We start from the raw sequence: 24235 nt of genomic DNA, 5'->3' as shown, positions 1-24235 counted from the left end.
AATTACAGATAAATCCGTAGGGTGGGCGCGCTGTGCTCCGCTCCATCCTACGCCCTGGTGAATTTCCGGTTGTTTTTCAGCATGCCGAACAGCTGCGGAATATCCCTGGCAAACATCAGGTACAGGCAGGGTACCAGCAGCAGCGAAATGGTGGTGGCGGCGAGAATGCCGTAACCCAGGGAAATGGCCATCGGGATCATAAACCGCGCCTGCACCGAGGTCTCAAAGATCATCGGCGTCAACCCGCAGAAGGTGGTCACAGTGGTGAGGATGATCGGGCGGAAGCGACGCGCGGCAGCCTGTTTGATCGCATCGGTGACCGGCGTACCCCCGGCGCGCAGTCGGTTGCCGTACTCGATCATCACCAGGGTATCGTTGATCACCACTCCCGCCAGCGCCACCATGCCCAGCAGGCTCACCATACTCAGGCCATAGCCCATCAGCAGGTGGCCCAGCAGTGCGCCGATCACCCCAAAGGGAATGGCCACCATCACCGTCAGCGGCTGGATATAGCTTTTCAACGGGATCGCCAACAGCAGGTAAAGCGCAGCCATGGTGAGGGAGAAAGTGAGGCCCAGGGAGGCCAGGCCCTCGCGCTCTTCCGCCTGGCGCCCCTGGTAGGAGACCGCCAGCCCGGCAAACTCCGCCTGCAATTGCGGGATGGCACTGCGATTCAGTTCGTTGATCACCAACGCCGCCTGATCCGGCGGTTCCACATTGGCGGTCACCGTCATCACCCGCCGGCCCTCGCGGCGGTTGATGGTGGCATAGGCACGGCCCTTATCCACTTCAACAAGGTCCGGCAGAGGCAGCCAGAGGCCGTTACCGGCGCGGATCATGATGCTGGAAACATCGTCCAGGGAAATCCGCTCGGATTCCGGCAGGCGCACCATCACCTTCACCTGATCGCGCCCGCGCTGCTGACGCATGGCCTCGGCGCCGTACAGCGAGGTGCGCAGTTGGCGGCCGATCTCCTCGGCGGAAAGGCCGAGGCTTTTTGCGGTTTCCGTCAGGGTCAGGTCCAGCTGCTGCTTGCCCAGGGAGACGCCCGCATCGATATCGCTGACGTTGGGAAAATCCTTCAGCGACATCGCCAGCCGTTGCGCCGCCGCTTCCAGGGTACTAGTGTGCGTATGGCGCAGTTCCACAGTGAGCGCGGCGCCGGCTCCCGGACCGCCGCGGTCGGCGGCGAAGCTGGAACTCAGCGCGCCGGGCATCGGGCCCACCGCGCGGCGCCAGTCGCGTACGAACTCGCCGGTGGTAAAGTCGCGCTGGTCCGACGGGGTGAAGTAGACATCCACCTGCACTGCGTCGCCATTCACCAAGCCGCGCATGCCGAGGAAAGCCCGCTTGCGCTCCCCCTCCTCCAACAGCCGATTGGCGGCCTGGATGATCTGCGCCCGCGCCTTTTCCAGTTGCTGTTCGGCGGTGCCCGGCGGAAAGGTGACCTGCACCCTCCCGGAATCCCGCTCCACCCTCGGCATCAAGGTAAAACCCATGCGCCCGCTTGCGGCGTAGCCGCCCACTACCAACAGGGTGGCGATGGCCACGGCGATGGTGGTGTAGCGGTGACGCACGCACAGATCGAGCAGCGGCTTGAAGCGAACTTCCACAAAGCGGTCCAGGCTGCGCGCGATTATTTTCTGACGGGCGGCGATCCGCCGCGTCCAGCGGTTCCTGTACCCCCGGCGGGAATGGGCGAGGTGCGAAGGCAGGATAAACAGCGCCTCCACCCAGGAAATGATAAATACCGAGCCCACCACGAAGGGGATGATGCCGAAGATCTTGCCCATAAAACCGGGCAGGTACATCAGTGGAATAAAGGCGACGATATTGGTGAGAATGGCGAAGGTCAGCGGCACTGCCACCTGTCGCGCGCCGGCGATGGCGGCCTGCATATTGCTGTAGCCCTGGCTGCGCCACTCGTGAATGTTTTCCCCGGCGATGATCGCGTCGTCCACCACTATTCCCAGCGCGATAATAAACGCGAACATACTCACCATATTGATGGAGATATCCAGCGCGGGCAGGAACAGCAGAGCGCCGAGGAAACTGGTGGGAATACCCAAAGTTACCCAGAATGCGAGGCGCAGTTCGAGAAACGCGCCCAATACCACAAACACCAGCAGCAGGCCGATAAAACCGTTTTTCAACAGCAGCGACAGGCGCTCCTTGAAAATTTGCGAGTCGTCGTCGCGGATGCTGATATGTACCCCCGGTGGCAGCGACAGGCGTGCCTCGTCCAACACTTCGCGGGTGGCCTCGCTGATACTCATCGGTGTCTGGTCGCCCACGCGAAAGACATCGATGCCCACCGCCGGCTCGCCGTTGTAGACCATGTTGCGCGGCTCATCCACCAGCGCGTCGCGGATGGTGGCGATATCCTTCAGCCGCACCATGCCGCCGCCGCTGCCCCGGGCGACGACGATATCGCCGAACTCCCGTGCCCAGTCGCGGCGCTCGGTCACCCGCACCAGAATTTCACCTGCGGTGGATTTCACCCCGCCGGCGGGCACGTCCACCGCTGCGTTGCCAATCAACTGCGCGATGTCCCGCAGGGTCAGGCCGTAGCGGCGCAGGTCGTCCCGGCGCACCTCCACCGCCACCTCGAAATCGCGAACGCCAGAGGCGGAAAGCTGGGTGATATCCGGGTGGGCTTCCAGCTTGTCGTACACCTGCATGGCGACGTCGCGCAGAGTGCGGTCGTCCAGGTCGCCGTGGATCACCAGATCCATCACGTCCCGCTTGCGCTCCGCCAGACTCACCCGGGGGCGCTCGATATCGGAGGGAAAGGTGCTCACCCGGTCGATGGCCTGCTGCACGTCCTGGTAAACCTGGTTGGCGTTGGCGTCCTCGTCCAGCTCCAGGATAAGAGAGGCGCTGCCTTCGGCGGCGGTGCCACGCATCTCCTTAATACCGACGATGCCCTGCACCGCCTGCTCCGCCGCCACCAGCACGCCGCGCTCCACCTCCTCGGGACTGGCGCTGGGATAGGAGATCTGCACCGAGACCATATCCAGGCTGAATTCGGGGAAGACCTCCTTTTTGATAATGAGGGAGAAAACCAGACCGCCGAAGATAAACACCAGCATCAGCAGGTTGGCAGTGACATGGTTGTGGGTCATCCAGGCGATGGCGCCGCCGCGGGTTTCCACCGGCGGGCGCACGATGGGGGGATTCTGCCGGGTGTCGCTCATCCCCGCTCTCCCCGCCCCACTTTCGCCGCCGGCTCGCGCGGAGGTGTGCCCGGCCGCCCTTCACTACCAGGCGGCCCCAGCTCGGGGAGCGTCTCCCCGCTCTTTTTGTCTTCCCCAGACAGGCGCACCGGCATACCGTCGGTGACCGCGGACAGGCGGGTGGTAACCAGGGTTTCGCCGCCGTCGAGGCCGCTCTCCAGCACCGCGTAGTCCCCGCTCAGGTAAGCAATTTCCACCGGCTGGATGTGGATGCGATTCTCCTGCACCTGCCACACCCGGTCGCCGTCCTGTACCGCAGTGAGCGGCACGCGCACGCGCTCTTCGCCGGTGCGCCCGGTGATTTCCACGCGTGCCAGGTCGTTGAGCAACAGTTGCGGTTGGGCCGGGTCGTCCAGCGACAGCGGGTCCGGCAGTTCCACCAGCACCCGTGCCAGTCGGCCCTGCTCTTCCAGGACCGGGATCAGGCGTACGAACTCCGCCTGACGGAACCGCCCTTTCGGCCACTGACTGCCGTGGATACGCACCTCCGGGTCCGGCCCACCCAGCCGCGCCAGTTGCTGGGCCGGCACTTCCACCTCCACCTGGAAGCGGTCGGCGCCGGCCAGTTGGTAGAGCACTGTTCCCGGTGCCACCCGGTCGCCCATATCGACACTGCGACTCACCAGCAGTCCGGTGAACGGCGAGCGGATTTCCGTCAGGCGCAGGTCCCGGCGGGCGAGACTGACCTGCACCTCCGCCGATTCCACCCGCGCGCGGGCGGCGGCCAGTTGCGGCTCGCGCAGCACCAGGGCGCGGTCCGCATCCGGCAGCGAGGAGCCCAGCAACGCGTATTCCTCCTCGGCTACCTGGCGCTGACCCTCCTCCTGTTGCAGCTCCGCGCGCCGCTCCGCCAGGGTACTGCGCGCCGTCTGCAGGGCCAGTTGATAAGGTTCGGCGTCGATGCGCAGCAGCAGTTGGTTTTTCTCCAGGGTGGAGCCCGGACCCAGGTCGTAATCGAGCCAGTCCACGCGCCCCTCCACCTGGGGCTGCAGGTCGACAAACTCCCGCGCCGATACCTTGCCCACGGCCTTGACGGTGAGCGGGAAGCGGCCGCGCTCGGCCTCCACCACATCCACCACCGGCGCCGGGGTGGTCCGCGCACCGCGGCTCACCGTGGGCTTCTCGCGCAGCAGCCAACTGGAGACCAGCAGCGCCAGCAACAGCAGCAATACCGGAAGCGCGAAGTTCCAGTTGATTCGTTTCAACATCAGTCTTTCTCCGTCCGGTACAACTCCAACTCCATCGGTTCCGCAACCGGCAGGTCCTCCGCCGGCAGGCCGCCGGACAGGGCGCGGTAGAGGGTCACCCGGTTCTCTATCAGTTCGCGGCGGGCGGTCAGTATCTGCCGCGCCAGGCTCTGTTGGTCATTGGTGGCGGTAAGCACGTTAAGGAAGTCCACCGCGCCGCGGCTGTAGGCCCGCAGCTGGCGCTCGGCGATCAGTCCCGCCAGACGCTCCCGCTCGCGCAGGTGGTGCAGGCGATCGAGCACCGCCTGCTCCCGGATCAGCGCCTGCTCAACTTCCGACAGTGCCTGAACGACAACGTTGCGGTACAGCGCCCAGCGCTCCTGCACCACTGCCTGCTGCTGCGCCTGGGCGGAGACCAGTTGGCCGCCGTCGAAGATGATGCCCTCCCCGGCAGCGGTGAGGGCTAGCAGCCATCCGTCGAGGATGTCGGCTATGGCGGTGCCACCACCGCTGGCCACCGCACTCAGGCTGATGGCGGGCAGGCGCTCCGCCCACGCCTGGTCGGCGAGATAGTAGCCCTGCAACAGTTCCCGCTGTGCCCGCTTCACATCCGGGCGGCGCAGCAGTAACTGTCCGGGCACACCGGTATCCGGCAGGGCCGGCAGCGACGGCATAACGGAATCGGGGCGCACAAAATCCGGCAACCGTTCGGCACTGGTGCCCAGCAATGCGGCCAGTTGTACCCGCAGAGTCTCGATATCCGCCTCTGCAGCCTGCAGTTCCTGCTCCGACTGCTGTATCAGTTGCCGCTGCTGCAGGACGTCCGCGGCGCTACTGGTGCCGCCGCCAAAACGCAGTTCGAGAACCCGCAGGGTTTTGCGATTGGTTTCCAATTGTCGCCGCAGCAGATCCCGCTGGCCCCACTGCTCGAGCAGTTGCAGCCAGGTATCGGCCACCTCCGCTGCCAAGGTCAGGGCCGCGGTCTGCAGGCTCTCCGCCTGTGCCAGCCGGCTCGCCTCCGCAGCCCGGGCACCGGCGCGAACCCGGCCCCATAGGTCGACCTCGTAGCTGGCGGCCAGGCTGCCGCCCCAGCTGTTGCCCTCGCTATCGCTGTCCTCGAAATCGTCACTGGAGAAGCGTTGCTCGGTGTTATCCAGACGCCCCGTGAGCCGTGGCCAGAAACCGGAGCGCGCGCCGCGAGCCGCGGCCTCTGCCTGTTCCAGGCGCCACAGGATGGCCTGCAGGTCCGGGCTGTCGCGCAGGGCCAGTTGGATCAGCCGGTCCATGACCGGGTCGTCGAAATTGCGCCACCAGCGGATGCGGCGCTCCGCGCTGCCGGAAGTGCGGAAACTGTCCGGCAGCCCCAGAGTTTCCGCCGGATGATCCGGTGGCAGCGCCGTCTGCGCGCAGGCGGCCAGCAATGGCAGACAAATGACTGTGCTGCGGCGAAAAAACAGTAGGAAATTCACCAAAAAACCAAAGACACCAAGTTAGGAACTAATTTGCGCCTATTATGTAATCCACCCCTGGCACTGCAAGGTAATTTACGGTTGTTTACGCTTAGTAAATGCCCCAACGCGCCGACTTGGGTATCATGCCGGCGCATACGACCGGCCGGACATCCGGCATACAATACCGGCGTACAACAGAGAGAAACGGAAGTAGACGAGAAACCTATGAGCAAACACCAGCCCCTGGCCCACTGGGACGATATCCTGCTACTGGACCGCCAGCTTACCGACGAAGAGCGTATGGTTCGCGACACCGCGCGCGAATACTGCCAGACCCAACTGATGCCCCGCGTACTGGAAGCCAATCGCCACGAGATTTTCGATCGCGAGATCATGACCGAAATGGGCGCTCTGGGGCTCCTGGGCTCCACCATCGACGGCTACGGCTGTGCCGGCCTGAACTACGTCTGCTACGGCCTGGTGGCCCGCGAGGTGGAGCGGGTGGACTCCGGCTACCGCTCGGCGATGAGCGTGCAGTCCAGCCTGGTGATGTACCCCATCTCCGCCTATGGCTCCGAGGAACAGAAAGAAAAGTACTTGCCCAAACTCGCCACCGGCGAGTGGGTCGGCTGCTTCGGCCTCACCGAGCCGGACGCCGGCTCCGACCCCGGCGGCATGAAGACCCGCGCGAAGAAAGTCGACGGCGGCTACCGCCTCACCGGCTCCAAGATGTGGATCACCAACAGTCCCATCGCCGACGTCTTCGTGGTCTGGGGCAAGGACGACGAGGGCGAGATCCGCGGATTTATTCTCGACAAGGGCATGGAGGGTCTCTCCGCGCCGAAGATCGAAGGCAAATTCTCCCTGCGCGCCTCCATCACCGGCGAAATCGTAATGGACAACGTCTTCGTACCGGAAGAAAACAAATTCCCGGATATCGGCGGCCTGCGCGGCCCCTTCGGCTGCCTCAACCGCGCCCGCTACGGCATCTCCTGGGGCGCCATGGGCGCCGCGGAATTCTGCTGGCACGCCGCCCGCCAGTACGGCCTGGACCGCAAGCAGTTCAACAAGCCGCTGGCCCAGACCCAGCTGTTCCAGAAAAAACTCGCTGACATGCAGACCGAAATCGCTCTGGGCCTGCAGGGTTCACTAAGGGTCGGCCGCATCATGGATGAAGACAAGCACTTCGATCCCACCATGATCTCGCTGATGAAGCGCAACAATTGCGGCAAGGCCCTCGACATAGCCCGCGTCGCCCGCGATATGCACGGCGGCAACGGCATCGCCGACGAATTCCACGTGATTCGCCACGTGATGAACCTGGAAGCGGTGAACACCTACGAGGGAACCCACGATGTGCACGCGCTGATTCTGGGGCGGGCACAGACCGGATTGCAGGCGTTTTTTTAAAGACGGGACTCGGGACTCGGGACTCGGGACTCGGGACTCGAAAAGAATAACCGCAGCTTAATGCGAAGGCCCTGATGCCGGGGGCTTTATGTCAGACGTTGACTCGGGCCATCCCTGGCCCTCGCCCTACGGGCGCTTCGGCGTCCAAAATGGCAATCCTGCCATTTTGTCTGCGGCCATGGATGGCCGCGGAGAGCGTACAGGGAGGTATTTAAGGGGGGCGCCCAGCCCGTGTCTGGCATAAAGTCACCGGTAGCAGGGCCGCCCCAGCGCTAGAAACAAATCTCCCCGGCCCTCGCAAAACACTCAATACCTTATGGAACAACTGCTGTACTGGTTCGATTTAATCGGCATAGTGGTCTTCGCCTTTACCGGCGTGCTCGCCGCCGGCCACAAGCAGATGGACCTGTTCGGCGCCGTGGTGCTGGCCTGTGTCACCGCCACTGGCGGCGGCACCATCCGCGATATCATCCTGAACATCCCGGTGTTCTGGCTCCAGGACAGCCACTATCTGTGGATCGCCTCGGTCACCGGAGTGGTAAGCTTCTACCTGATCCGATATCTGCAGGTGCCCATGCGCCTGCTGGCGATCGCCGACGCCATGGGCCTGGCGGTATTTACCGTGATCGGCACGCAAAAAGTGCTGGCGCTGGGGCACTCTCCCGCCATCGCCATTGTGATGGGTGTGATGACCGGCACCTTCGGCGGCCTGATTCGCGACATTCTGTGTGGCGATATTCCCCTGCTGCTGCGCCGCGAGATCTACGCCACCGCGTCGCTCAGCGGCGCCGCAGCCCTGGTCCTGCTGGACGCCACCGGCGCAGTGCCGGGGAAGATCGCGGTGGGCATTGCTGTGCTGGTCACCCTGTCCATCCGCCTCGCCGCACTGCGCTGGAACCTGTCCGCACCCATCGCGCGTATAGGTAATAATTGAGAAGCCCGCTTATCAAAGGTAACAACACGGTGCGCAATTCCCTGCAAAAAAGTATTTATCCCCTAGCCCTCTGCCTGGTGCTCGCCGCCTGCGGACGCGAGTCGCAAGAGGAAAAGGCAGCCGAAGATCCCGGGCGCCTGATACCCAAACCCTGCTGGTTCGAAATCGACAACAGCTGGCCTGTCACCCAGTGCTACATGATGGAAGTGCCGGAGAACCATGCCAAGCCGGAGGGCCGTAAGATCCAGTTTCCGGTGGTGCGCTTTCACGCCATCGAAGCAGACCCCGCCAAACTGCCGCTGTTGCACCTCGGTGCCGGCGGCCCGGGCGCCAGCCTGGGAATGGAGCCGGAAAACGCCAGCGAATGGTTGTGGGCCAATTACGCGGACATGACCGTCAACGATGGTCGCGACCTGATAGTGATGGACCCCCGGGGCGTCGGCATGGCCAAACCCCGCCTGTCCTGCGACGAATTTATCGAAGACGCCGAGACCGCCTTCCAGCGCAACCTCTCCTCCGACGAGGAGGCCCGGGTCTTCACCTACAGCATGGAGAGATGCTACAGCCGTCTGAGTAAAATTGCCGATCTGTCCCACTACAACAGCGCCGTCGTGGCGCAGGACGTCGAGGCCCTGCGCCGCCAGCTGGGATTGGAAAAACTCAACCTGTACGGCGTCTCCTATTCCTCCCGCTACGCCCTGACCTTCGCCCGGGACTATCCGCAATCGGTGCGCGCCCTGGTGCTCAACAGCGCCGTCTTTCCGGAAATCATCTACACCCAACAACTGGCGAAAGACACCCTGGAAGCCTACCAGCGGGGACTCGCACACTGCCGCGGCGACAAGCTGTGCAACAGCCGCTACCCCGACCTGCAGAGACGCCTGGAGGCCCTGATACAGGATCTGGATGAAAACCCGCTCACCGTACCGGTCAAACACATGTATTCGCAGGAGGAATATCCCTTTGTACTCAACGGCCAACGCCTGCTGAGAGTCCTCTTCCAGGCCCTGTACAACGAGGATTTCTATCGCGAACTGCCCCACGTGATCGAGGCCCTGGAAAACCGCAACAGTGAACATGAACCCACACAGGCGGCCATCGTCAACCTCATGAATATCATTCTGGACCCCAACTTCGGCGACGCCGCCGGGGTCAGCCACTTCTGCTACGAAGAGGCGCCTTTCGTGGACTTCAACAAAGCCCTCAAAAGAGCGGCAGAAAGTGGTGTGCTCGGTGGCACGGTGCGCACCGATCTCCAACTGCTGCAAATGCAGTGCCGCATCTGGGCCATTCCCTCCGCCTCCCTGGCCGAGTCCCAGGCTGTGAAGACCCAAGTGCCGGTACTGCTCCTGCACGGAGGCCTGGACCCGGTACTCTCGGCGGAAGATGCCGATAAGGCCCGGCACAGGCTTCCCAATCATCAATGGCTGCTGTTTCCGAAACTGGCCCACGACGTGATCTCGGCCAGCAACTGTGCGGAAATGGCCGCGGCACGTTTCCTCGACGATCCCTCGGAAGAACTGGCGGAACCGACCAGTCAGTGCCGCAAGGAGGAACTGGCGCAGGAGGAAGCGCCGGACAATGGTGAAACACCACCCAATCAGGCAAATAACGGCGAACCATCGACGGAAGATCAATAAATGGAAAAGAGCGGTAGCGGCATTCTTCCCGGCTCATTGATTATTGGCCATTGATCACTGATCATTAACCGTCATCAAAATAAAAACTGACGAAGACATGAGCGATCGGGCGGCGATAGAAGTTTTTGAACTCGCGGAAATTCTCCACCACCCGCAAGTGGTGGTGCTCGACTGCCGTTACGACCTGGCGGAGCCCCAGGCCGGCGAGCAGCGATTTCGCGAAGGGCATATTCCCGGCGCCCGCTACGCCAGCCTGCACCGCGACCTGTCCGCTCCCGTCGGCCGCTACGGCGGCCGCCACCCGCTGCCGGACCCGCGGCAGTTCCAGGAATTCGCCCGCCGCGCCGGTATCTCCCGGGACACCCGGGTCATCGTCTACGACGACCAGCGCCTGGCCTTCGCCGCTCGCGCCTGGTGGCTGCTGCGCTACTTCGGCCACGAACAGGTATCCGTCCTCAACGGCGGCCTGCGGGCCTGGCGCGAGTCCGGCCTGCCGCAGGAATCCGGGGACACGGCACCCGCGCAAAGCGGCAATCTGACCTGCCGGCCGCGGCGCCACCTGGTCATCGGCTACGGACCACTCCACAGGGGCCTGGAGAATCCTCCCTGGCAACTGATCGACGCTCGCGATACAGAACGCTTTCTCGGTATCGAGGAACCCATAGATCCCATCGCCGGCCATATTCCCACCGCCATCAACAAACCCTGGCAATGTGTGACCGACGACAACGGCAGGCTGAAAAGTCGCGAGGAACTGGCCGGCAACTGGCGGGACATTCCCGCGGACGAGCAATTGGTCAACTACTGCGGCTCGGGTGTCACCGCCTGCGCCAATCTGCTCTCACTGCACCTGATCGGCCGCACCAATGCCCTGCTCTACGCCGGGAGCTGGAGCGACTGGTGTGCGCATATACTGCATCCAGATAACAGTGATCAATCGACACAGACAAGCAAAGCCGAAGCGTTGACCGTGGATCACTGATCACTGATCAGACAAGCCCCGGTACCCGCCAAGCCACAATAGCCGCCGGGATTCTTGGCCAGGTATTGCTGGTGATCCTCTTCCGCGTAGTAGAAAGTCGGCGCCGGCCCTATCTCGGTAGTGATGCCCCCCAGCCCCTTATCCTCCAACGCCCGCTGGAATTGCGCCTCGCTTTCCCGCGCCTCGTGCAACTGCTCCTCGTCGTAGCAGTAGATACAGGAGCGGTACTGGGTGCCCTGGTCATTGCCCTGGCGCATGCCCTGGGTGGGATCGTGTTGTTCCCAGAAGGCACGCAGCAATTGCCGGTAGCTGATTTTCTCCGGGTCGAACACCACCAGCACCACTTCCGCATGGCCGGTGCCACCGCTGCAAACCTCCCGGTAGGTAGGGTTGGGGGTACTGCCGCCGGCGTAGCCCACCGCGGTGCTGTAGACACCGTCCATCTCCCAGAAGAGACGCTCGGCCCCCCAGAAGCACCCCATACCGAACAGCGCCCGCTGCATGCCTTCGGGAAAGGGCTCCACCATAGTGTGGCCGGAGACAAAATGCTTTCCACTGATGGGCATGGGTTCGTCGCGGCCGGGGAGCGCCTCTTCCGGAGTGGGAATAGTAAACTTGTCGTAGTGCACGAAGTTTCCTCAATAGTTGATAGTCGGCTGTCATTGGTAGGATAGGTGCGCAGCGTGCCTATCGGGGCATGCCCCTCCGGCGTCCTGCCTGGGCAAGCTGAAGTTCACCCCTGGGAGGCCTCCATGATGCAGCCGGAGGCCTTCATCGGCCGGCTTACTGACCACTCCCGGTAATCCGCGCCCAGCTTTTCCTCTGCCCGCTCCGCCAAGCGGCGGAAGGGCGTCCGTCCCGGGTCGGCCAGGATCACGCGGCCAACGCCGGCGCTCAGGGCGCGGCGGGTGAGATTGTACAGCGGCTTTTCCAGCTGGTCCCAGAAGCAGATATCCGTGCCGATCAGCGCGTCGAACTCGCCCAGATCCGATTCCCGGACTTTTTCATAGCGGCACCGCCAGGTGTCCACCGCCACACCGTTCAATTCCGCGTGGTAGTGCACGAACGGAAACACGCTGGGATCCGCGTCCAGGCCGGTGACCCGGGCGCCGAAGTGCTTTGCGCAGAAGATACCGCCCAGGCCCCAGCCGCATCCCAGGTCCAATACCCGCGCGCCTTTTTTCAGCGGGTTGCGCTTGAGGTAGTCCATGGTGAGGCAGGAACTTTTCCAAAACTTGTTGCCATGCAGGCTGGGGTCTCCCGCCTCGCGGCGCAACTTGCGCATATCCGGGTGTGCATTCTGTCGAACGGTAAGCCCAAACAAACGTCGACTGTGGTTGCTGGAAGTCATGTCGGTTTTTCGTCTCCTTCTTTTCGGTTTGCGCAAAAGACAAGGTAACAATTGCCAATAGATGCCAGTGTACCGCTAAATCCCCGCCGCTTCAGTGAGCAGGGCTGCTTTTATTGCGGAAGAAATAATCCAGCTCACCTGAAACGCAGGGAATGGTGTGAAAAAAAAATGCATAAATATCTGATTGCGGGTGTCGCGCTCCTGATTGTCGATGCGCACGCGGCGTCCAGCTTTCAACCCAATAAGGTCACCCTGAGGGCGCGGAAGACCACAGTAATGAAGTCGCCCGGCAGCCGGAAGATTTTCTCTCCGCGGCATACGCATCGACATCTGATATCCTATTGGGCCGAATGACTGAATTAGAGAGAACTCCTTGGCCCGTATCGTCCTGCTGATCGCCGTCGGCATCGTCGCCTGGCTGGCGTGGCAAAAATTCAAAGCCAGCCACCCCGAGGAGCGGCGCAAGCTGTTGCTGCAGTGGCTGTTGATCGGTGTGGCCTTGCTGGCGGTGGTGCTGGCCATCAGCGGCCGCCTGCACTGGGTGGCCGCCGCCGTCGCCGTGGTGCTGCCGGTGCTGGGGCGGGGCCTGAGCTGGCTCGGTCGCCACCTGCCCTGGCTGGCGCCCCTGATCGCCAGGCACGCCAGCGCCCGGAGGGGAAGACAGCAGGAAGAAGCGGGCGAGAACCCTCCCCTCACCAGCGGCGAAGCCCGCCGGATTCTCGGCGTCGGCGCCGATGCCGGCCGCGAGGAAATCGTCAGCGCCCACCGCCAGTTGATCCAGAAGCTCCACCCGGACCGGGGCGGGAACGACTACCTGGCCTCGCGCATCAATGCCGCCAAGGAGCTGCTGCTCAAGGAACAGGGATAAAGCGGTCGCCATGGCACCCTGGTAAACACACCCCGCCCCCGATCCCCGGAAATTTCTGTCTACACTGATTAGTGACGCTTTTTCCGCCTGGGACCATTGCCAATGCCGCTTCACAGCAAACGGGGGCTGCGCAGCCCCGCCCACGGAAACGGCGTGGATGCGGACATCTTTGCCTCCGCCGCCTCCGCGCGGAGTCTGCCCCGTTATTCAATGCCCGTAGATGGCGCCAGCGCGCGCACCAGTTACCAACTGGTGCGCGACGAGCTGTTTATGGACGGCAATTCCCGCCAGAACCTGGCCACTTTCTGCACCACCTGGGCCGAACCGGAGGTACACCAGTTGATGGAGGAGTGCCTCGACAAGAACATGATCGACAAGGACGAGTATCCGCAGACCGCGGAGATCGAGTCCCGCTGCGTACATATCCTCGCCGAGCTCTGGCATTCGCCGGAGGCCGCCGACACCATCGGCTGTTCCACCACCGGCTCCTCTGAGGCCGCGATGCTCGGCGGCCTGGCACTCAAGTGGCGGTGGCGCAAGCGCCGCCGGGACGCCGGCGCCGATGCGAGCAAGCCGAACCTGATCTGCGGCCCGGTGCAGGTGTGCTGGCACAAATTCGCCCGCTATTTCGACGTGGAGCTGCGCGAGATACCCCTCGACGGCGACGAGGTGTGCCTCAACCCAGAGAAAATCGCCCAATACGCCGACGAAAACACCATCGGCCTGGTGGCCACCTTCGGCGTCACCTTTACCTGCGTGTACGAATCAGTGGGAACCATCGCCCGCGAACTGGACCGGCTGCAGCGGGAGAAAGGGCTGGATATCCCCATCCACGTGGACGCTGCCAGCGGCGGTTTCGTGGCGCCCTTTATCCAGCCGGAGGTGGTGTGGGACTTCCGCATCGAGCGGGTGAAATCCATCAACGCCTCCGGCCACAAGTACGGCCTCGCCCCCTTGGGCGTGGGCTGGGTGATGTGGCGCGACACCGAGGAACTGCCCGAGGAACTGATATTCCGCGTGGACTACCTGGGTGGAAACATGCCCACCTTCGCGCTCAATTTCAGCCGTCCCGGCGGCGAGATTATTGCCCAGTATTACAATTTCCTGCGCCTGGGTTTCCGGGGCTACCGGACCGTGCAACAGCACTGTGCAAACACCGCCCAGTGGTTGGCGGAGCAGATCGGCAAACTGGACCCTTTCGAACTTTTCTACGACGGCCGGGGCGGCCTGCCGGCGATCAGCTACACCCTCAAGCCCGGGAGCTGGGGCTTCAACCTCTACGACCTCTCCGAGCGGCTGCGCATGCGCGGCTGGCAGGTTCCTTCCTATCCACTGCCCGCCAACCGCCAGGACTGCGTGATCCAGCGGATACTGATCCGGCACGGTGTCAGCCGCGATATGGCCTCGCTGTTGCTGGAGGATATCCAGTGCGCGGTGGAATACCTGCGCGCCCACCCGGTGACACACTCGGCCAGCCAGCCGGGCTTCAGCCACACCGGCCGCCGATCGGGCTGATGCCTGCAGGAAACCACCGAATGCTGGCTCCCGTACCGGATCAAGTCCGGCATCGAGTTCCTGCGCCGCTCTGACGACTATAAGAGCTTGATTTGAAACCGAGTACTACGGCAGCCGGCACAGCAGATGCACATAGCGCGCCAGTTGCCGGTAAGGCTCGAGGCGGGAGTATTCCAGTTCCTTGTCCACGATCGCTGCCGCGGGCAGCTTCTCGCGAATCGCGGGGGTCATAAAATCATGGAAACAGCGGATGCCGCTGTGGGCGACGATGGAAAAGCCCGCCTGTAGCAGCCAGTCCTGCACCCACTCCAGTTTCAAAGGGTTCTGCGGTGTGAGGCTGCCGGGGTGTCCACCCCAGTGGCCGCTTTGAATATTACGATCTAACTGCCGAAAACTGCCCCTCTGCAGCAGGCGGAATTCCAATGCGCGGCGGTTGTAGAAGGTGAGCGACAAATGGCCACCGGACTTTAACAGCGTCGCCAGCTGTTGCAGCGCCATACGCGGTTGTTCCAACCATTCCAGTACCGCGTGGCAGAGGACCAGGTCGCTGCCGCGCACCTCCTCCAGTTCCGGCAACGCCTGCAGCGGCCTGTGCAGCAGTGTCACCCGCTCCCCCAGGCCCCGGCCGGCCAGTTGCTCCTCAGCCTGTTGCAGCATTTGCGCGGAGATATCCGCCAGGTAGACCCGGTGGCCCCCCTCCGCCAGATCCATCGCGAACTGGCCCTGGCCGCCGCCGGCGTCCACCACCTTCAGTCCGGCCCCCTTGCTCAGCAGCGGCGCAAGGTCCCGGTTCAGCACCGCCAGGCGAATATCCCCCTTGAGGCCGCCGTAGATGCGCTGCCTGAAGCGGTGTGCCAGGTCGTCGAAATTGCGGTCGGTCATCGATTGTCTCCGGTTCGAAGTGCCGCCGAGTGTACGACTGCTTCGCCCCGCTGAAAATCGCCACGATAATAAATGATAATAATTTACATTTAGATTATCTGATGTTAATTTATCGCACCTCAATAATTCCCCCAAAAACGAACCAAGGACAACTCCAAGTGAATTCTGCAAAGCACCTGCTGCCCCTTGCCATCGCCCTGCACAGTGCAACCGCTGCCGCCGCCGACAGTGTGGAAGAGGAAGTCGTGGTCACCGGCCGCGCACAGGAGTTCTACCTGGAGAGCGAAACCCGCGTGGGCACCAAGGTGGCCACCGATATCATGGATATTCCCCAGTCCGTACAGGTGCTCAGCGCACAGCTAATGCGCGACCAGGCGGCGCGCCAGGTGACCGACCTCTACCGCGCGGTGGCCGGGGTTAGCGAGTTCAGTTATTCCGGGGTGACCTTCCGCGGTTTCCGCGACGACGCCAACGTCTTTTATGACGGTGTACGCGGCGACCCCTACTCCGGGTTTGGCGTGCCGCAGCTGTTCAACTTCGAGCGAGTGGAGATTCTCAAGGGCCCCGCCGGCGCCCTCTACGGTGGAGGCGAACCGGGTGGCACCATTAACTATGTGTCGAAAAAGCCCCGCTTCGAGGAGAACACCGAAGTCAACCTGACCGCAGGCAACTACGACCGGCTTGGCGGCTCCGTCGATACCACCGGCGGCCTGAGCGAATCCGTCGCCTACCGCTTCGGCACTTTCTACGAGGAACAGGATAGCTTTCGCAACAACGCCGACGCCGCCAATCAGGAAGTGGCCGGCGGCCTGTTGTTCGAACTGGCGGAGAACACCCGGCTGACCACTACCTTCGACTACATTGAGCAGGACCTGGGAGGCAACCGGCTGCGCGGCGTACCGGTGGACGACGACGGCAACTTCCTCGTCGACCGCTCCTATAACGCCAACGAAAAGGGTGATTTCCAGGATCTGGAAGCGCTGGTGTTACAGGCCACCCTGGACCACTGGTTCAGCAAAAATCTGAGCCTCAGCACCACCCTGCGCCAGCTGGACAACGAGCGCGACCAGCAGTACCACGAATCCCGCGGCTGGGTGGATGTGAACGGCGACGACAAAGAGGATGTCAACGACGGCACCATCAAGCGCGAGTACCGCAAACAACACCGGCAGAACGCCGAGACCAGCCTGACCGCGGATTTCGTCTACGCCCTCGACACCGCCTCCATCGACCACCAGATACTGTTCGGCGGCGACTATCACAAGGTGGACACCGAATACGATTACTTCCGCGCCCGCTACGAAGCGGACGGCGTGGTCAACCTGAATATTTTCGAGCTGAACTACGGCGAAACCGACCCCAGCACTTATAACCTGCGGAATATGGGCAGCGACGGTGCAAAATCCGATCGCTACAGCGTCTATCTGCAGGACCAGATGGAACTGGGCCCGCTCTGGTCGGCGCTGGTCGGCGTGCGCCACGATACCTTCGAGGATACAGCCAAAGCCTCCGGCTACCGCTTCGAAGATAATGCCCTGGTTCCCCGCGCCAGCCTGGTATTCAAGCCGCTGGACCACACCTCCCTTTACCTGAACTACTCCGAGAGCTTCAATCCCATCGGGCTGGGTGAGCAGGAAGATGTGAGTGAAGAGGGCAGTCTGGACCCGGAAACCGGCAACCAGATAGAACTGGGAATAAAGAGCGAGTGGCTCGACGGCAGCATGATGACCACCCTCGCCGTCTACACCATCACCAAAAAAGACGTGACCATGGCCAACCCCGATGACGGTGGCCTCGACGACGGCATCCCGGCGCTGATCAATGTGGGCAAAGTGGAGAGCCAGGGCTTCGAGGCCACCCTGGTGGGCGACCTCAGTGACAGCTGGACCATCACCGCCAACTACGCCTACAACGACACCCGGATGGTGAAGGGCGCGGAGGGACAATACCTAATCAACACCATCATCGAAAACGACCGCTTCAGCGACCGCTTCGCTAACGCCCCCCGGCACCAAGCGGGACTATGGAGCCGCTACGACTTCCCCTCGATCAACTCGTCGATCGCTTTCGGCGCCGACTACGTCAGCGAACAATTCAGCTTCAACGGCCAGCGGGTCAAACCGTTCACGGTATTCGACCTGAGCTGGAGCACCGCCTGGAACGACACCCTGGTGCAAGTGAACGTGAAAAACCTTCTCGACAAGGAGTACGCGGTCAGCGGCTTCAACGAGCGCAACGGCCACTTCCCCGGGGACCCGCGGGAACTGGTGGTGCAGGTCACGCAGAACTTTTAACCCGGGACCGCGGAGCTCCAGCTCCGCTTGCGGGCCGCAGGCCCGCCGGTCGGGATCCTGAAAAATTACAGGAAGCGACAGCGCATCCACCCTACCACCGGGGAAAGAACAACCAACCTCGATGTGAAGGTCCTGATGCCGGCAGCAGGGCCGCCACCGTGCCTGCTAACGAACGGGGAACTCGGGGCTAATAAAAGTTATGGCTATCGACCGCCTTAAATGGTACCGCCTGCACAGCTGGGCCGGACTGAAGCTCTCGCTGCTGCTGAGCTTCGTACTGGTCACCGGCACCCTGGCCACCGTGTCCCACGAGATCGACTGGCTCTTCAATCCGGCGATGCGCGTCCAGCCACCGGTGGAGCCGGTGGAATACCATTGGGAAAAGTTCTACCGAAGCGCCCGCGCCGCCTACCCCCAGGCGCAGCTGCTGAACATCGACGCACCCGTGGATTCCCAATTCGCCGCAGAGGCGGTGGCAATGGACTCCTCCGGCGAGCGCTTTCGCATTTACCTGGACCCCACCACCAGCCAGGTCACCGGCACCGGCCGCTGGAACAACTGGCAGCGCTTTTTCCGCCAGGCCCACCGCCACCTGATGCTTCCACTCGCCCTGGGCATCACCATCGTCTGCTCAACGTCATTTCTGCTGGTGATCGCGCTGGTCACCGGCATCGTCTGCTACCGGGGCTGGTGGAAAGGTTTCTGGAAAATCCCCCGCCGGGAACAACCGCGCGCCGGCAAAAGGCGGGACAGGCAATCCCGCCGCTTCTGGGGCCAGATGCACCGGCTCCTCGGCGTGTGGAGCCTGTGGTTTATCGCCCTGATCGCCATTACCGGCATCTGGTACCTGCTGGAGCTCTGGGGCCTGAATGCACAATATCCTCCTCCGCTCACCGTAGCCAGCGTCACCAGCCTGGAACAACCCGCCGCGGAAACCCTGGCCGGAACAGTGGCCGCCGCCAAACACCTCTACCCGGAACTGCGCATCCGCTCGATACAGCTGCCCCGCAGCGCGGGAGATACCCTGAAGCTCACCGGCCAGGCGGAAGCGCTGCTGGTCCGCAACCGGGCTAACCACCTGGCCTTCGACCCGCGCACCGGCGAACACCTGGAAACCCGCAGGGGCGACCGGCTGGGTTTTCACCTGCGCATCTCCGAGGCCGCTGATCCGCTGCACTTCGGCGCCTTCGGCGGGCGAATTACCAAATGGACCTGGTTCTTCTTCGGCACCCTGCTCAGCGCCTTGTCGATCAGCGGCGTTTATCTTTACGGGCTGAGGACGGTTAACTCCGCGCGCGCCGTCAATGGCAGCTGGCACTTCGCTTGGCGCGATATGGGGCGCTGGAAATGGTTGGCGGGATTGTTGGTGGGATTGTGTTTTGGGATGACTGCGGTGTTGTTTTCCTGATTCCTTCGGCGGGCCCGCGGCCCGCTTGCCGCGCTGGGGCTCGGCGCTCCCGGCCAACGGCCACTCCTACAGGGGAGAACGGAATTCAGAAACGCCGCCGGTTCTCGGCGATCTTGTCCGCCAGGGCCTCGTTCAGATCGATATCCATGACCGCGGCCAGCTTGAGCAGGTACATCTGGATATCCGCCAGCTCCGCCGCAACGCTTTCCGCCTCATCGCTCTGCAACATCCGCTCCACCTGCCCATCATCGAGCCACTGCAGATGGCGGCACAGCTCCGCCACCTCCACCGACAGCGCCATAGCCAAGTGCAAAGACTGCCAGTTGCGCCGGCGGGCGATCTCGTCGAAAGCGGCCAACACCGCGGCGGTATTCATGCTATTTGATACTCTCGCCATTGATCTTGTGCGCCTCCGCCGCCAGCAGCACCTGCAGAGTGCGCGAACGGAACTCACGCAGGAAAAGTATCAGCGCCACCAACAGATAGCCGATCGCGAACAACAGCGGGTGGATAAACCAACCCATCACCGCCATGGCGAAATAGTAAGAGCGCAGCCCGTAGTTGTAGCTGTGCCCGGCCTGGTCGATCACCTTGGCGGTACTGATCGCATAGCGGCGACGCTCCTCCTCGCTAAAACTCTCGTCCTCCGCGGGTGGCGCCGCGCCGATCAGCACGTTGGCAAAGGAATACTGGCGCAGGGACCAGGTGAAATTGAAAAACGCAAAGATAAAAATCAGTAGCAGCAACAGTACCTTCAGCTCGAATTGCACCACCGTGGTGGTCTCCGCCAACGGCAGGCTGTTGATCATCTCCACCGCCACCGTGTCGGCGGTGAGCGCGGTCACCAGGCCCGCAAGGATCAGGATACTGGTGGAAGCGAAGAAGCCGATCACCCGCTCCAGATTGCCGATAATCGCCGCGTCCGGCATGCGCATATCCCGCTCCAGCATGCGCAACATCCACTCCACCCGGTACCACTGCATGGACGACGCCAGACACCAGGCCACTTTGGCCTTCCGGCGCGCGAAAACCGTGTACCCCATCCAGGTGACAAAAAAGCCAGTTACGCTGGCGATATCCAACCAGGTCAAACGTGTGTCTCCGTATTCGTCTACATTTATTAACCCGAGCGCATTGGACCGGGTTGATGCCCTGCCCGGGCAGTCAACGAAGTGTTTGCCCTGGTGGCACCGGTGTCAACACTGTTTTTCCGGCTCGCCCTGGCGGTAGAATAGCGCCCCAATTGCCGGGGCGGATGCAAACAGCACCGACTGAGTGATGAACCAAATGCGAAGCCCTCGATAGCAGGGCCGCCAATGCCCCAAGTACAACCTACGGAGCAGTCTTTTGAGCAACGCACACCCCGCCTTCGAACTGGTCACCAGCGCAACCATCGAATCCCTCGGCGTGCAGGTGGAGGAGTACCGACACCACAAAACCGGCGCCCAACACCTGCATATCGCCGCCGACAATCCGGAAAACGTCTTCCTGGTGGCACTGCGCACCGTTCCCCAGGACTCCAGCGGCGTCGCCCATATCCTGGAACATACCGCCCTCTGCGGCAGCGAAAAATACCCGGTGCGCGATCCCTTCTTCATGATGATAAGGCGTTCCCTGAACACTTTTATGAACGCCTTTACCAGCTCCGACTGGACCGCCTATCCCTTCGCCAGCCAAAACCGCAAGGACTTCGACAACCTGCTCGACGTCTATCTGGACGCGGTCTTCTTCGCCCGCCTGGACCCGCTGGACTTCGCCCAGGAAGGCCACCGGCTGGAGTTCGCCGAACCCGGCAACACGGACAGCGAGCTGGTCTACAAAGGGGTCGTGTTCAATGAAATGAAGGGCGCCATGAGCTCGGTGACCTCCCAGCTGTGGCACACCCTCGGCAGATATCTCTTCCCCACCACCACCTACCACCACAACTCCGGGGGCGAGCCGGCGGATATTCCCAAGCTCAGCTACCAGCAGCTGGTGAACTTCTACCGCAGCCACTACCACCCCAGCAACGCCATCTTCATGACCTTCGGCGACGTCCCCGCCGCCGAGCACCAGGCGGTATTCGAGGAAAAGGCGCTGCACAAATTCGAGCCGCTCGACAAAACCATCGGCGTAGAGCGGGAGACCCGCTACCTGGCACCGATATCGGTGGAGGAACACTATCCCGTCAGCGGTGACGAGGGACTCGAGAAAAAAACCCACATCGTGCTCGGCTGGCTACTCGGCGACGTCACCGACCTGGAGGAATCCCTCACCGCCCACCTGCTCACCGGTGTGCTGCTGGACAATAGCGCCTCGCCGCTGATGAAACTGCTGGAGACCACCGACCTGGGCACATCCCCCTCCCCCCTCTGCGGCCTCGACGACTCCCAGCGCGAACTCGCGTTCGTCTGCGGCATCGAGGGCAGCGAGCGGGAACGCGCCGACGAACTGGAAAAACAGGTGCTGGCAGTATTGGAGGACGTGGCGGAAAACGGCGTGCCCTACGAACAGGTGGAAGCCGCCCTGCACCAATTGGAACTGCAGCAACGGGAAATCACCGGCGACGGCTACCCCTACGGCCTGCAACTGATCCTCACCGCCCTCACCGGTGCCACCCACCGCGGCGATGCCATCGGCCTGCTGAACATCGACCCCATCCTGGAAAAGCTCCGGGAGCAGATCAAGGACCCGCGCTTTATCGCCGACACCGCGCGCAAATTGCTGCTGGAAAACCAGCACCGTGTCCGCCTGCTGCTGTCGCCGGACGACGCGCTGTCCGGGCGCCGCGAAGCCGCGGAAAAGGCCCGCCTGGCGGAAATCAAAGCCCGCCTGAGCGACGGCGAAAAAGAGCAGATCGTGCAGACTGCCACCGCGCTGCTGGATCGCCAGCAGCGCGAGGACGACGCCTCCATCCTGCCCAAGGTCGGCGTGGAGGACATCCCGCCGGAGATGCCCAAAGTCGAGGGCGAGGAAACGCGCCTGGGCAAACAGAAACTCACCCGCTACAGCGCCGGCACCAACGGCTTGGCGTACCAACAGTTGATCTGCGCCCTCCCGGACCTCACCGAAGAGGAAAAGCAACTGCTGCCCTACTACTGCCAGGCGCTCACCGAAGTGGGCCTGGGGGACAAGGACTACCTGCAGGTGCAGCAGTGGCAGGCCAGCGTGGCCGGCGCCCTGCACAGCTATACCAGCAGCCGCACCGACATCGACGACCTACAGCAGCTCTCCAGCTACTTCGTGCTCTCCGGCAAGGCCCTGACCCGCAACCAGGCGCCGCTCACCGAATTGATGCAGGCCACTGTGGAACAGGTACGTTTCGACGAACTGCCACGCTTCAGGGAATTGCTGCTGCAAACTCTGGCGCGCCGCGAACAGGGCGTGGTGGGCAACGGTCACGCCCTCGCCATGGCCGCGGCAAGCGCCGGTTACAACCGCGCCGCCTTCGAGAGCCACGCCACCGGCGGCCTGCTGGGGCTGCGCCAGTTAAAAGCCCTGGTGCGCGGACTGGACGGCGACGACGGCCTGGAAAAACTCACCGCACAGTTCCAGGCCATCCACCGCAAGATCGCCGCTGCGCCGCGCCAGTTCCTGCTGATTGGCGAAGAGGACAAACTGCCGGACTACTCCCAGGCGCTGACGCCCCTGGCCAGCGAAACAGTGAAGGCCTCCGCCGCCGTATCGGAAGATTTCGACCCGCACCGGGTCGGAGAGCTGTGGCTGGCCAACAGCCAGGTCAACTTCTGCGCCAAGGCCTACGCCACCGTGCCTATGGTCCACGAAGATGCGGCGCCGCTGGCGGTCCTCGGCGGCTTCCTGCGCAACGGCTTCCTGCATCGCAGCATTCGCGAACAGGGCGGCGCCTACGGCGGTGGTGCCAGCCACGACAGCAACCTCGGCGTCTTCCGCTTCTACTCCTACCGGGACCCGCGTATGGCGGAAACCCTGGCGGACTTCGACGCCTCGCTGGAATGGCTGGCCAGCGGCCGGCAAAAGGACGAGCAGGTGGAGGAGGCCATACTGGGCGTGGTCGGCGCGCTGGACAAACCCAGCTCCCCCGCCGGCGAGGCCAAGAAAGCCTTCCACTCCGCCCTCTACGGCCGCACCCACGCCGTGCGCGAGGAGTTCCGCCGCCGGGTGACGGAGGTGCGATTGGAGGACCTGAAGCGCGTCGCCGACACCTACCTGAAACCGGAAAACGCCAGCACCGCGGTAGTGACCGGGGCACAGGGCCGCGAAGCGGGCCTGGAACTCGGCCTGCAGGAGGAAAAACTGTAGGGCGTGCTCCCGGCAAAAAATCATGACCAAACACGACAATATCTACGCCAATCCCCTGGGCGACGTCACCGGCTTCCAGTTCGACCAGTCGGTGGTCGACGTTTTTCCGGATATGATCCAGCGCTCGGTGCCCGGCTACACCACCATAGTGGCGATGATCGGCACCCTGGCGGAGCGCTACGCACAGGCCGGCAGCCGCTGCTACGACCTGGGCAGCTCCCTGTGCGCCGCCACCCTGGCCATGCGCCACCGCATCCCCGCGGCGGACTGTGAAATTATTGCGGTGGACAACTCCAGCGCGATGATCGAGCGCGCGCACCAGGTGCTGGCGGCGGACAGCGGGCAGATTCCGGTACAGTTGGTCTGCGACGACCTGCAGAATGTCAAAATCGAAAATGCCTCGGTGGTGGTGCTCAATTTCACTTTGCAGTTTATTCCCGTGGAGAAGCGCGAGGGCATTCTGCAGAAAATCTGCAACGGCCTGCGGCCGGGGGGCATACTGATTATCTCGGAAAAGGTGGACTTCACCGATCCCGACCACCGGGAACTGATGATCGATTTGCACCACGCCTTCAAACGCGCCAACGGCTACAGCGAACTGGAAATCGCCCAGAAGCGCACCGCTCTGGAAAACGTGCTGATCCCGGAAACCCTGGACACCCATCGCGAGCGTTTAAAAGCCGTCGGCTTTACCAGCGTGGATGTATGGTTCCAGTGTTTTAATTTTGCGTCCCTGATTGCCATAAAGGCAAAAACCTGAGCGAAACCACCCTGTAGGAGCGGTCCGGCCGGGAGCGGCCCATGGCCGCGATCGGCT

General features: G+C 62.8%; 19 protein-coding genes. 10 read left to right on the top strand and 9 right to left on the bottom strand.

What is annotated here, in order from left to right; translation table 11 throughout:
* Nucleotides 1-47 precede the first annotated feature (47 nt).
* Genes FHS09_RS15185 through FHS09_RS15175 form a run of 3 tightly spaced genes read right to left on the bottom strand, consistent with a single transcriptional unit; the run spans nucleotide 48 to nucleotide 5892 of the window.
* Nucleotides 48-3197: an efflux RND transporter permease subunit gene (locus FHS09_RS15185; protein ID WP_183461406.1), complete on the bottom strand. Its 3150-nt coding sequence runs from the start codon at nucleotides 3195-3197 to the stop codon at nucleotides 48-50.
* Nucleotides 3194-4444, bottom strand: coding sequence for an efflux RND transporter periplasmic adaptor subunit (locus FHS09_RS15180; protein WP_183461404.1), 1251 nt, complete (start codon nucleotides 4442-4444; stop codon nucleotides 3194-3196). The genes FHS09_RS15185 and FHS09_RS15180 overlap by 4 nt, the downstream gene beginning before the upstream one ends.
* Nucleotides 4444-5892 (bottom strand): efflux transporter outer membrane subunit, encoded by a 1449-nt coding sequence (locus FHS09_RS15175; RefSeq protein WP_343057496.1) that lies wholly within the window; start codon nucleotides 5890-5892, stop codon nucleotides 4444-4446. The genes FHS09_RS15180 and FHS09_RS15175 overlap by 1 nt, the downstream gene beginning before the upstream one ends.
* Before the next feature lie 207 nt (nucleotides 5893-6099).
* Between FHS09_RS15175 and FHS09_RS15170 the strand changes: the two genes are divergently transcribed.
* From FHS09_RS15170 to FHS09_RS15155, 4 genes are all read left to right on the top strand, one after another.
* Nucleotides 6100-7284, top strand: coding sequence for an acyl-CoA dehydrogenase (locus FHS09_RS15170; RefSeq protein ID WP_183461402.1), 1185 nt, complete (start codon nucleotides 6100-6102; stop codon nucleotides 7282-7284).
* Between the two features lie 316 nt (nucleotides 7285-7600).
* Complete coding sequence (locus tag FHS09_RS15165) at nucleotides 7601-8218, top strand: trimeric intracellular cation channel family protein (protein WP_183461400.1); 618 nt, start codon at nucleotides 7601-7603, stop codon at nucleotides 8216-8218.
* 29 nt (nucleotides 8219-8247) lie between these two features.
* Nucleotides 8248-9858 (top strand): alpha/beta hydrolase, encoded by a 1611-nt coding sequence (locus FHS09_RS15160; RefSeq protein WP_343057495.1) that lies wholly within the window; start codon nucleotides 8248-8250, stop codon nucleotides 9856-9858.
* Between the two features lie 97 nt (nucleotides 9859-9955).
* Entirely contained in the window at nucleotides 9956-10840 is an 885-nt protein-coding gene (locus FHS09_RS15155) for a sulfurtransferase (RefSeq protein ID WP_183461398.1), read from the top strand.
* Here the strand turns inward: FHS09_RS15155 and msrA are convergent.
* From msrA to FHS09_RS15140, 3 genes are all read right to left on the bottom strand, one after another.
* A complete protein-coding gene (gene msrA, locus FHS09_RS15150) occupies nucleotides 10834-11469 on the bottom strand; it encodes a peptide-methionine (S)-S-oxide reductase MsrA (RefSeq protein ID WP_183461396.1) in 636 nt (211 codons plus the stop codon). The genes FHS09_RS15155 and msrA overlap by 7 nt on opposite strands.
* 104 nt (nucleotides 11470-11573) lie before the next feature.
* Nucleotides 11574-12191, bottom strand: a complete 618-nt coding sequence (locus tag FHS09_RS15145; protein ID WP_183461394.1) for a class I SAM-dependent methyltransferase — start codon at nucleotides 12189-12191, stop codon at nucleotides 11574-11576.
* A 75-nt stretch (nucleotides 12192-12266) separates the two neighbouring features.
* A complete protein-coding gene (locus tag FHS09_RS15140) occupies nucleotides 12267-12521 on the bottom strand; it encodes a hypothetical protein (RefSeq protein WP_183461392.1) in 255 nt (84 codons plus the stop codon).
* A 43-nt stretch (nucleotides 12522-12564) separates the two neighbouring features.
* On the opposite strand from FHS09_RS15140, the gene FHS09_RS15135 reads away from it, so the two are divergent.
* Both FHS09_RS15135 and gad read left to right on the top strand, forming a co-directional pair.
* Nucleotides 12565-13059: a J domain-containing protein gene (locus tag FHS09_RS15135; protein ID WP_183461390.1), complete on the top strand. Its 495-nt coding sequence runs from the start codon at nucleotides 12565-12567 to the stop codon at nucleotides 13057-13059.
* 102 nt (nucleotides 13060-13161) lie between these two features.
* Nucleotides 13162-14574, top strand: coding sequence for a glutamate decarboxylase (gene gad, locus FHS09_RS15130; protein ID WP_183461388.1), 1413 nt, complete (start codon nucleotides 13162-13164; stop codon nucleotides 14572-14574).
* Between the two features lie 105 nt (nucleotides 14575-14679).
* Here gad and FHS09_RS15125 read toward each other — a convergent pair whose 3' ends face one another.
* Nucleotides 14680-15456 carry a methyltransferase domain-containing protein gene (locus FHS09_RS15125; protein WP_183461386.1) on the bottom strand — a complete coding sequence of 259 codons (777 nt, stop codon included), beginning with the start codon at nucleotides 15454-15456 and terminating at the stop codon, nucleotides 14680-14682.
* Nucleotides 15457-15614: 158 nt separating this feature from the next.
* On the opposite strand from FHS09_RS15125, the gene FHS09_RS15120 reads away from it, so the two are divergent.
* Together FHS09_RS15120 and FHS09_RS15115 are read left to right on the top strand one after the other, a co-directional pair.
* A complete protein-coding gene (locus FHS09_RS15120; protein WP_221192028.1) occupies nucleotides 15615-17750 on the top strand; it encodes a TonB-dependent siderophore receptor in 2136 nt (711 codons plus the stop codon).
* Nucleotides 17751-17949: 199 nt separating this feature from the next.
* Entirely contained in the window at nucleotides 17950-19158 is a 1209-nt protein-coding gene (locus FHS09_RS15115; RefSeq protein WP_183461382.1) for a PepSY-associated TM helix domain-containing protein, read from the top strand.
* A gap of 85 nt (nucleotides 19159-19243) precedes the next feature.
* On the opposite strand, the gene FHS09_RS15110 is transcribed toward FHS09_RS15115, so the two are convergent.
* Nucleotides 19244-19555, bottom strand: a complete 312-nt coding sequence (locus FHS09_RS15110) for a MazG-like family protein (protein WP_221192027.1) — start codon at nucleotides 19553-19555, stop codon at nucleotides 19244-19246.
* Entirely contained in the window at nucleotides 19536-20249 is a 714-nt protein-coding gene (locus tag FHS09_RS15105) for a DUF599 domain-containing protein (protein ID WP_183461378.1), read from the bottom strand. Before FHS09_RS15105 ends, FHS09_RS15110 begins: the two co-directional genes overlap by 20 nt.
* A 256-nt stretch (nucleotides 20250-20505) precedes the next feature.
* Between FHS09_RS15105 and FHS09_RS15100 the strand changes: the two genes are divergently transcribed.
* The gene (locus FHS09_RS15100; RefSeq protein ID WP_183461377.1) at nucleotides 20506-23418 is read left to right on the top strand and encodes an insulinase family protein; all 2913 of its coding nucleotides are present in this window, start codon (nucleotides 20506-20508) and stop codon (nucleotides 23416-23418) included.
* A 22-nt stretch (nucleotides 23419-23440) separates the two neighbouring features.
* Nucleotides 23441-24178 (top strand): carboxy-S-adenosyl-L-methionine synthase CmoA, encoded by a 738-nt coding sequence (gene cmoA / locus FHS09_RS15095; protein ID WP_183461376.1) that lies wholly within the window; start codon nucleotides 23441-23443, stop codon nucleotides 24176-24178.
* The last annotated feature ends 57 nt before the right edge of the window (nucleotides 24179-24235 follow it).

The organism is Microbulbifer rhizosphaerae (genome assembly GCF_014191725.1).
GTDB lineage: Bacteria > Pseudomonadota > Gammaproteobacteria > Pseudomonadales > Cellvibrionaceae > Microbulbifer > Microbulbifer rhizosphaerae.
Note: the sequence above shows the minus strand (reverse complement) of the source record. Positions and strands in the feature narration are given on the sequence as shown.

Excerpts from the sequence above, each read along its gene's own strand:
- FHS09_RS15185 (WP_183461406.1), bottom strand. The coding sequence starts at position 3,197 with ATGAGCGACACCCGGCAGAATCCCCCCATCGTGCGCCCGCCGGTGGAA.
- FHS09_RS15180 (WP_183461404.1), bottom strand. The coding sequence starts at position 4,444 with ATGTTGAAACGAATCAACTGGAACTTCGCGCTTCCGGTATTGCTGCTG.
- FHS09_RS15170 (WP_183461402.1), top strand. The coding sequence starts at position 6,100 with ATGAGCAAACACCAGCCCCTGGCCCACTGGGACGATATCCTGCTACTG.
- FHS09_RS15165 (WP_183461400.1), top strand. The coding sequence starts at position 7,601 with ATGGAACAACTGCTGTACTGGTTCGATTTAATCGGCATAGTGGTCTTC.
- FHS09_RS15155 (WP_183461398.1), top strand. The coding sequence starts at position 9,956 with ATGAGCGATCGGGCGGCGATAGAAGTTTTTGAACTCGCGGAAATTCTC.
- FHS09_RS15145 (WP_183461394.1), bottom strand. The coding sequence starts at position 12,191 with ATGACTTCCAGCAACCACAGTCGACGTTTGTTTGGGCTTACCGTTCGA.
- FHS09_RS15140 (WP_183461392.1), bottom strand. The coding sequence starts at position 12,521 with ATGTCGATGCGTATGCCGCGGAGAGAAAATCTTCCGGCTGCCGGGCGA.
- gad (WP_183461388.1), top strand. The coding sequence starts at position 13,162 with ATGCCGCTTCACAGCAAACGGGGGCTGCGCAGCCCCGCCCACGGAAAC.
- FHS09_RS15125 (WP_183461386.1), bottom strand. The coding sequence starts at position 15,456 with ATGACCGACCGCAATTTCGACGACCTGGCACACCGCTTCAGGCAGCGC.
- FHS09_RS15115 (WP_183461382.1), top strand. The coding sequence starts at position 17,950 with ATGGCTATCGACCGCCTTAAATGGTACCGCCTGCACAGCTGGGCCGGA.
- FHS09_RS15110 (WP_221192027.1), bottom strand. The coding sequence starts at position 19,555 with ATGGCGAGAGTATCAAATAGCATGAATACCGCCGCGGTGTTGGCCGCT.
- cmoA (WP_183461376.1), top strand. The coding sequence starts at position 23,441 with ATGACCAAACACGACAATATCTACGCCAATCCCCTGGGCGACGTCACC.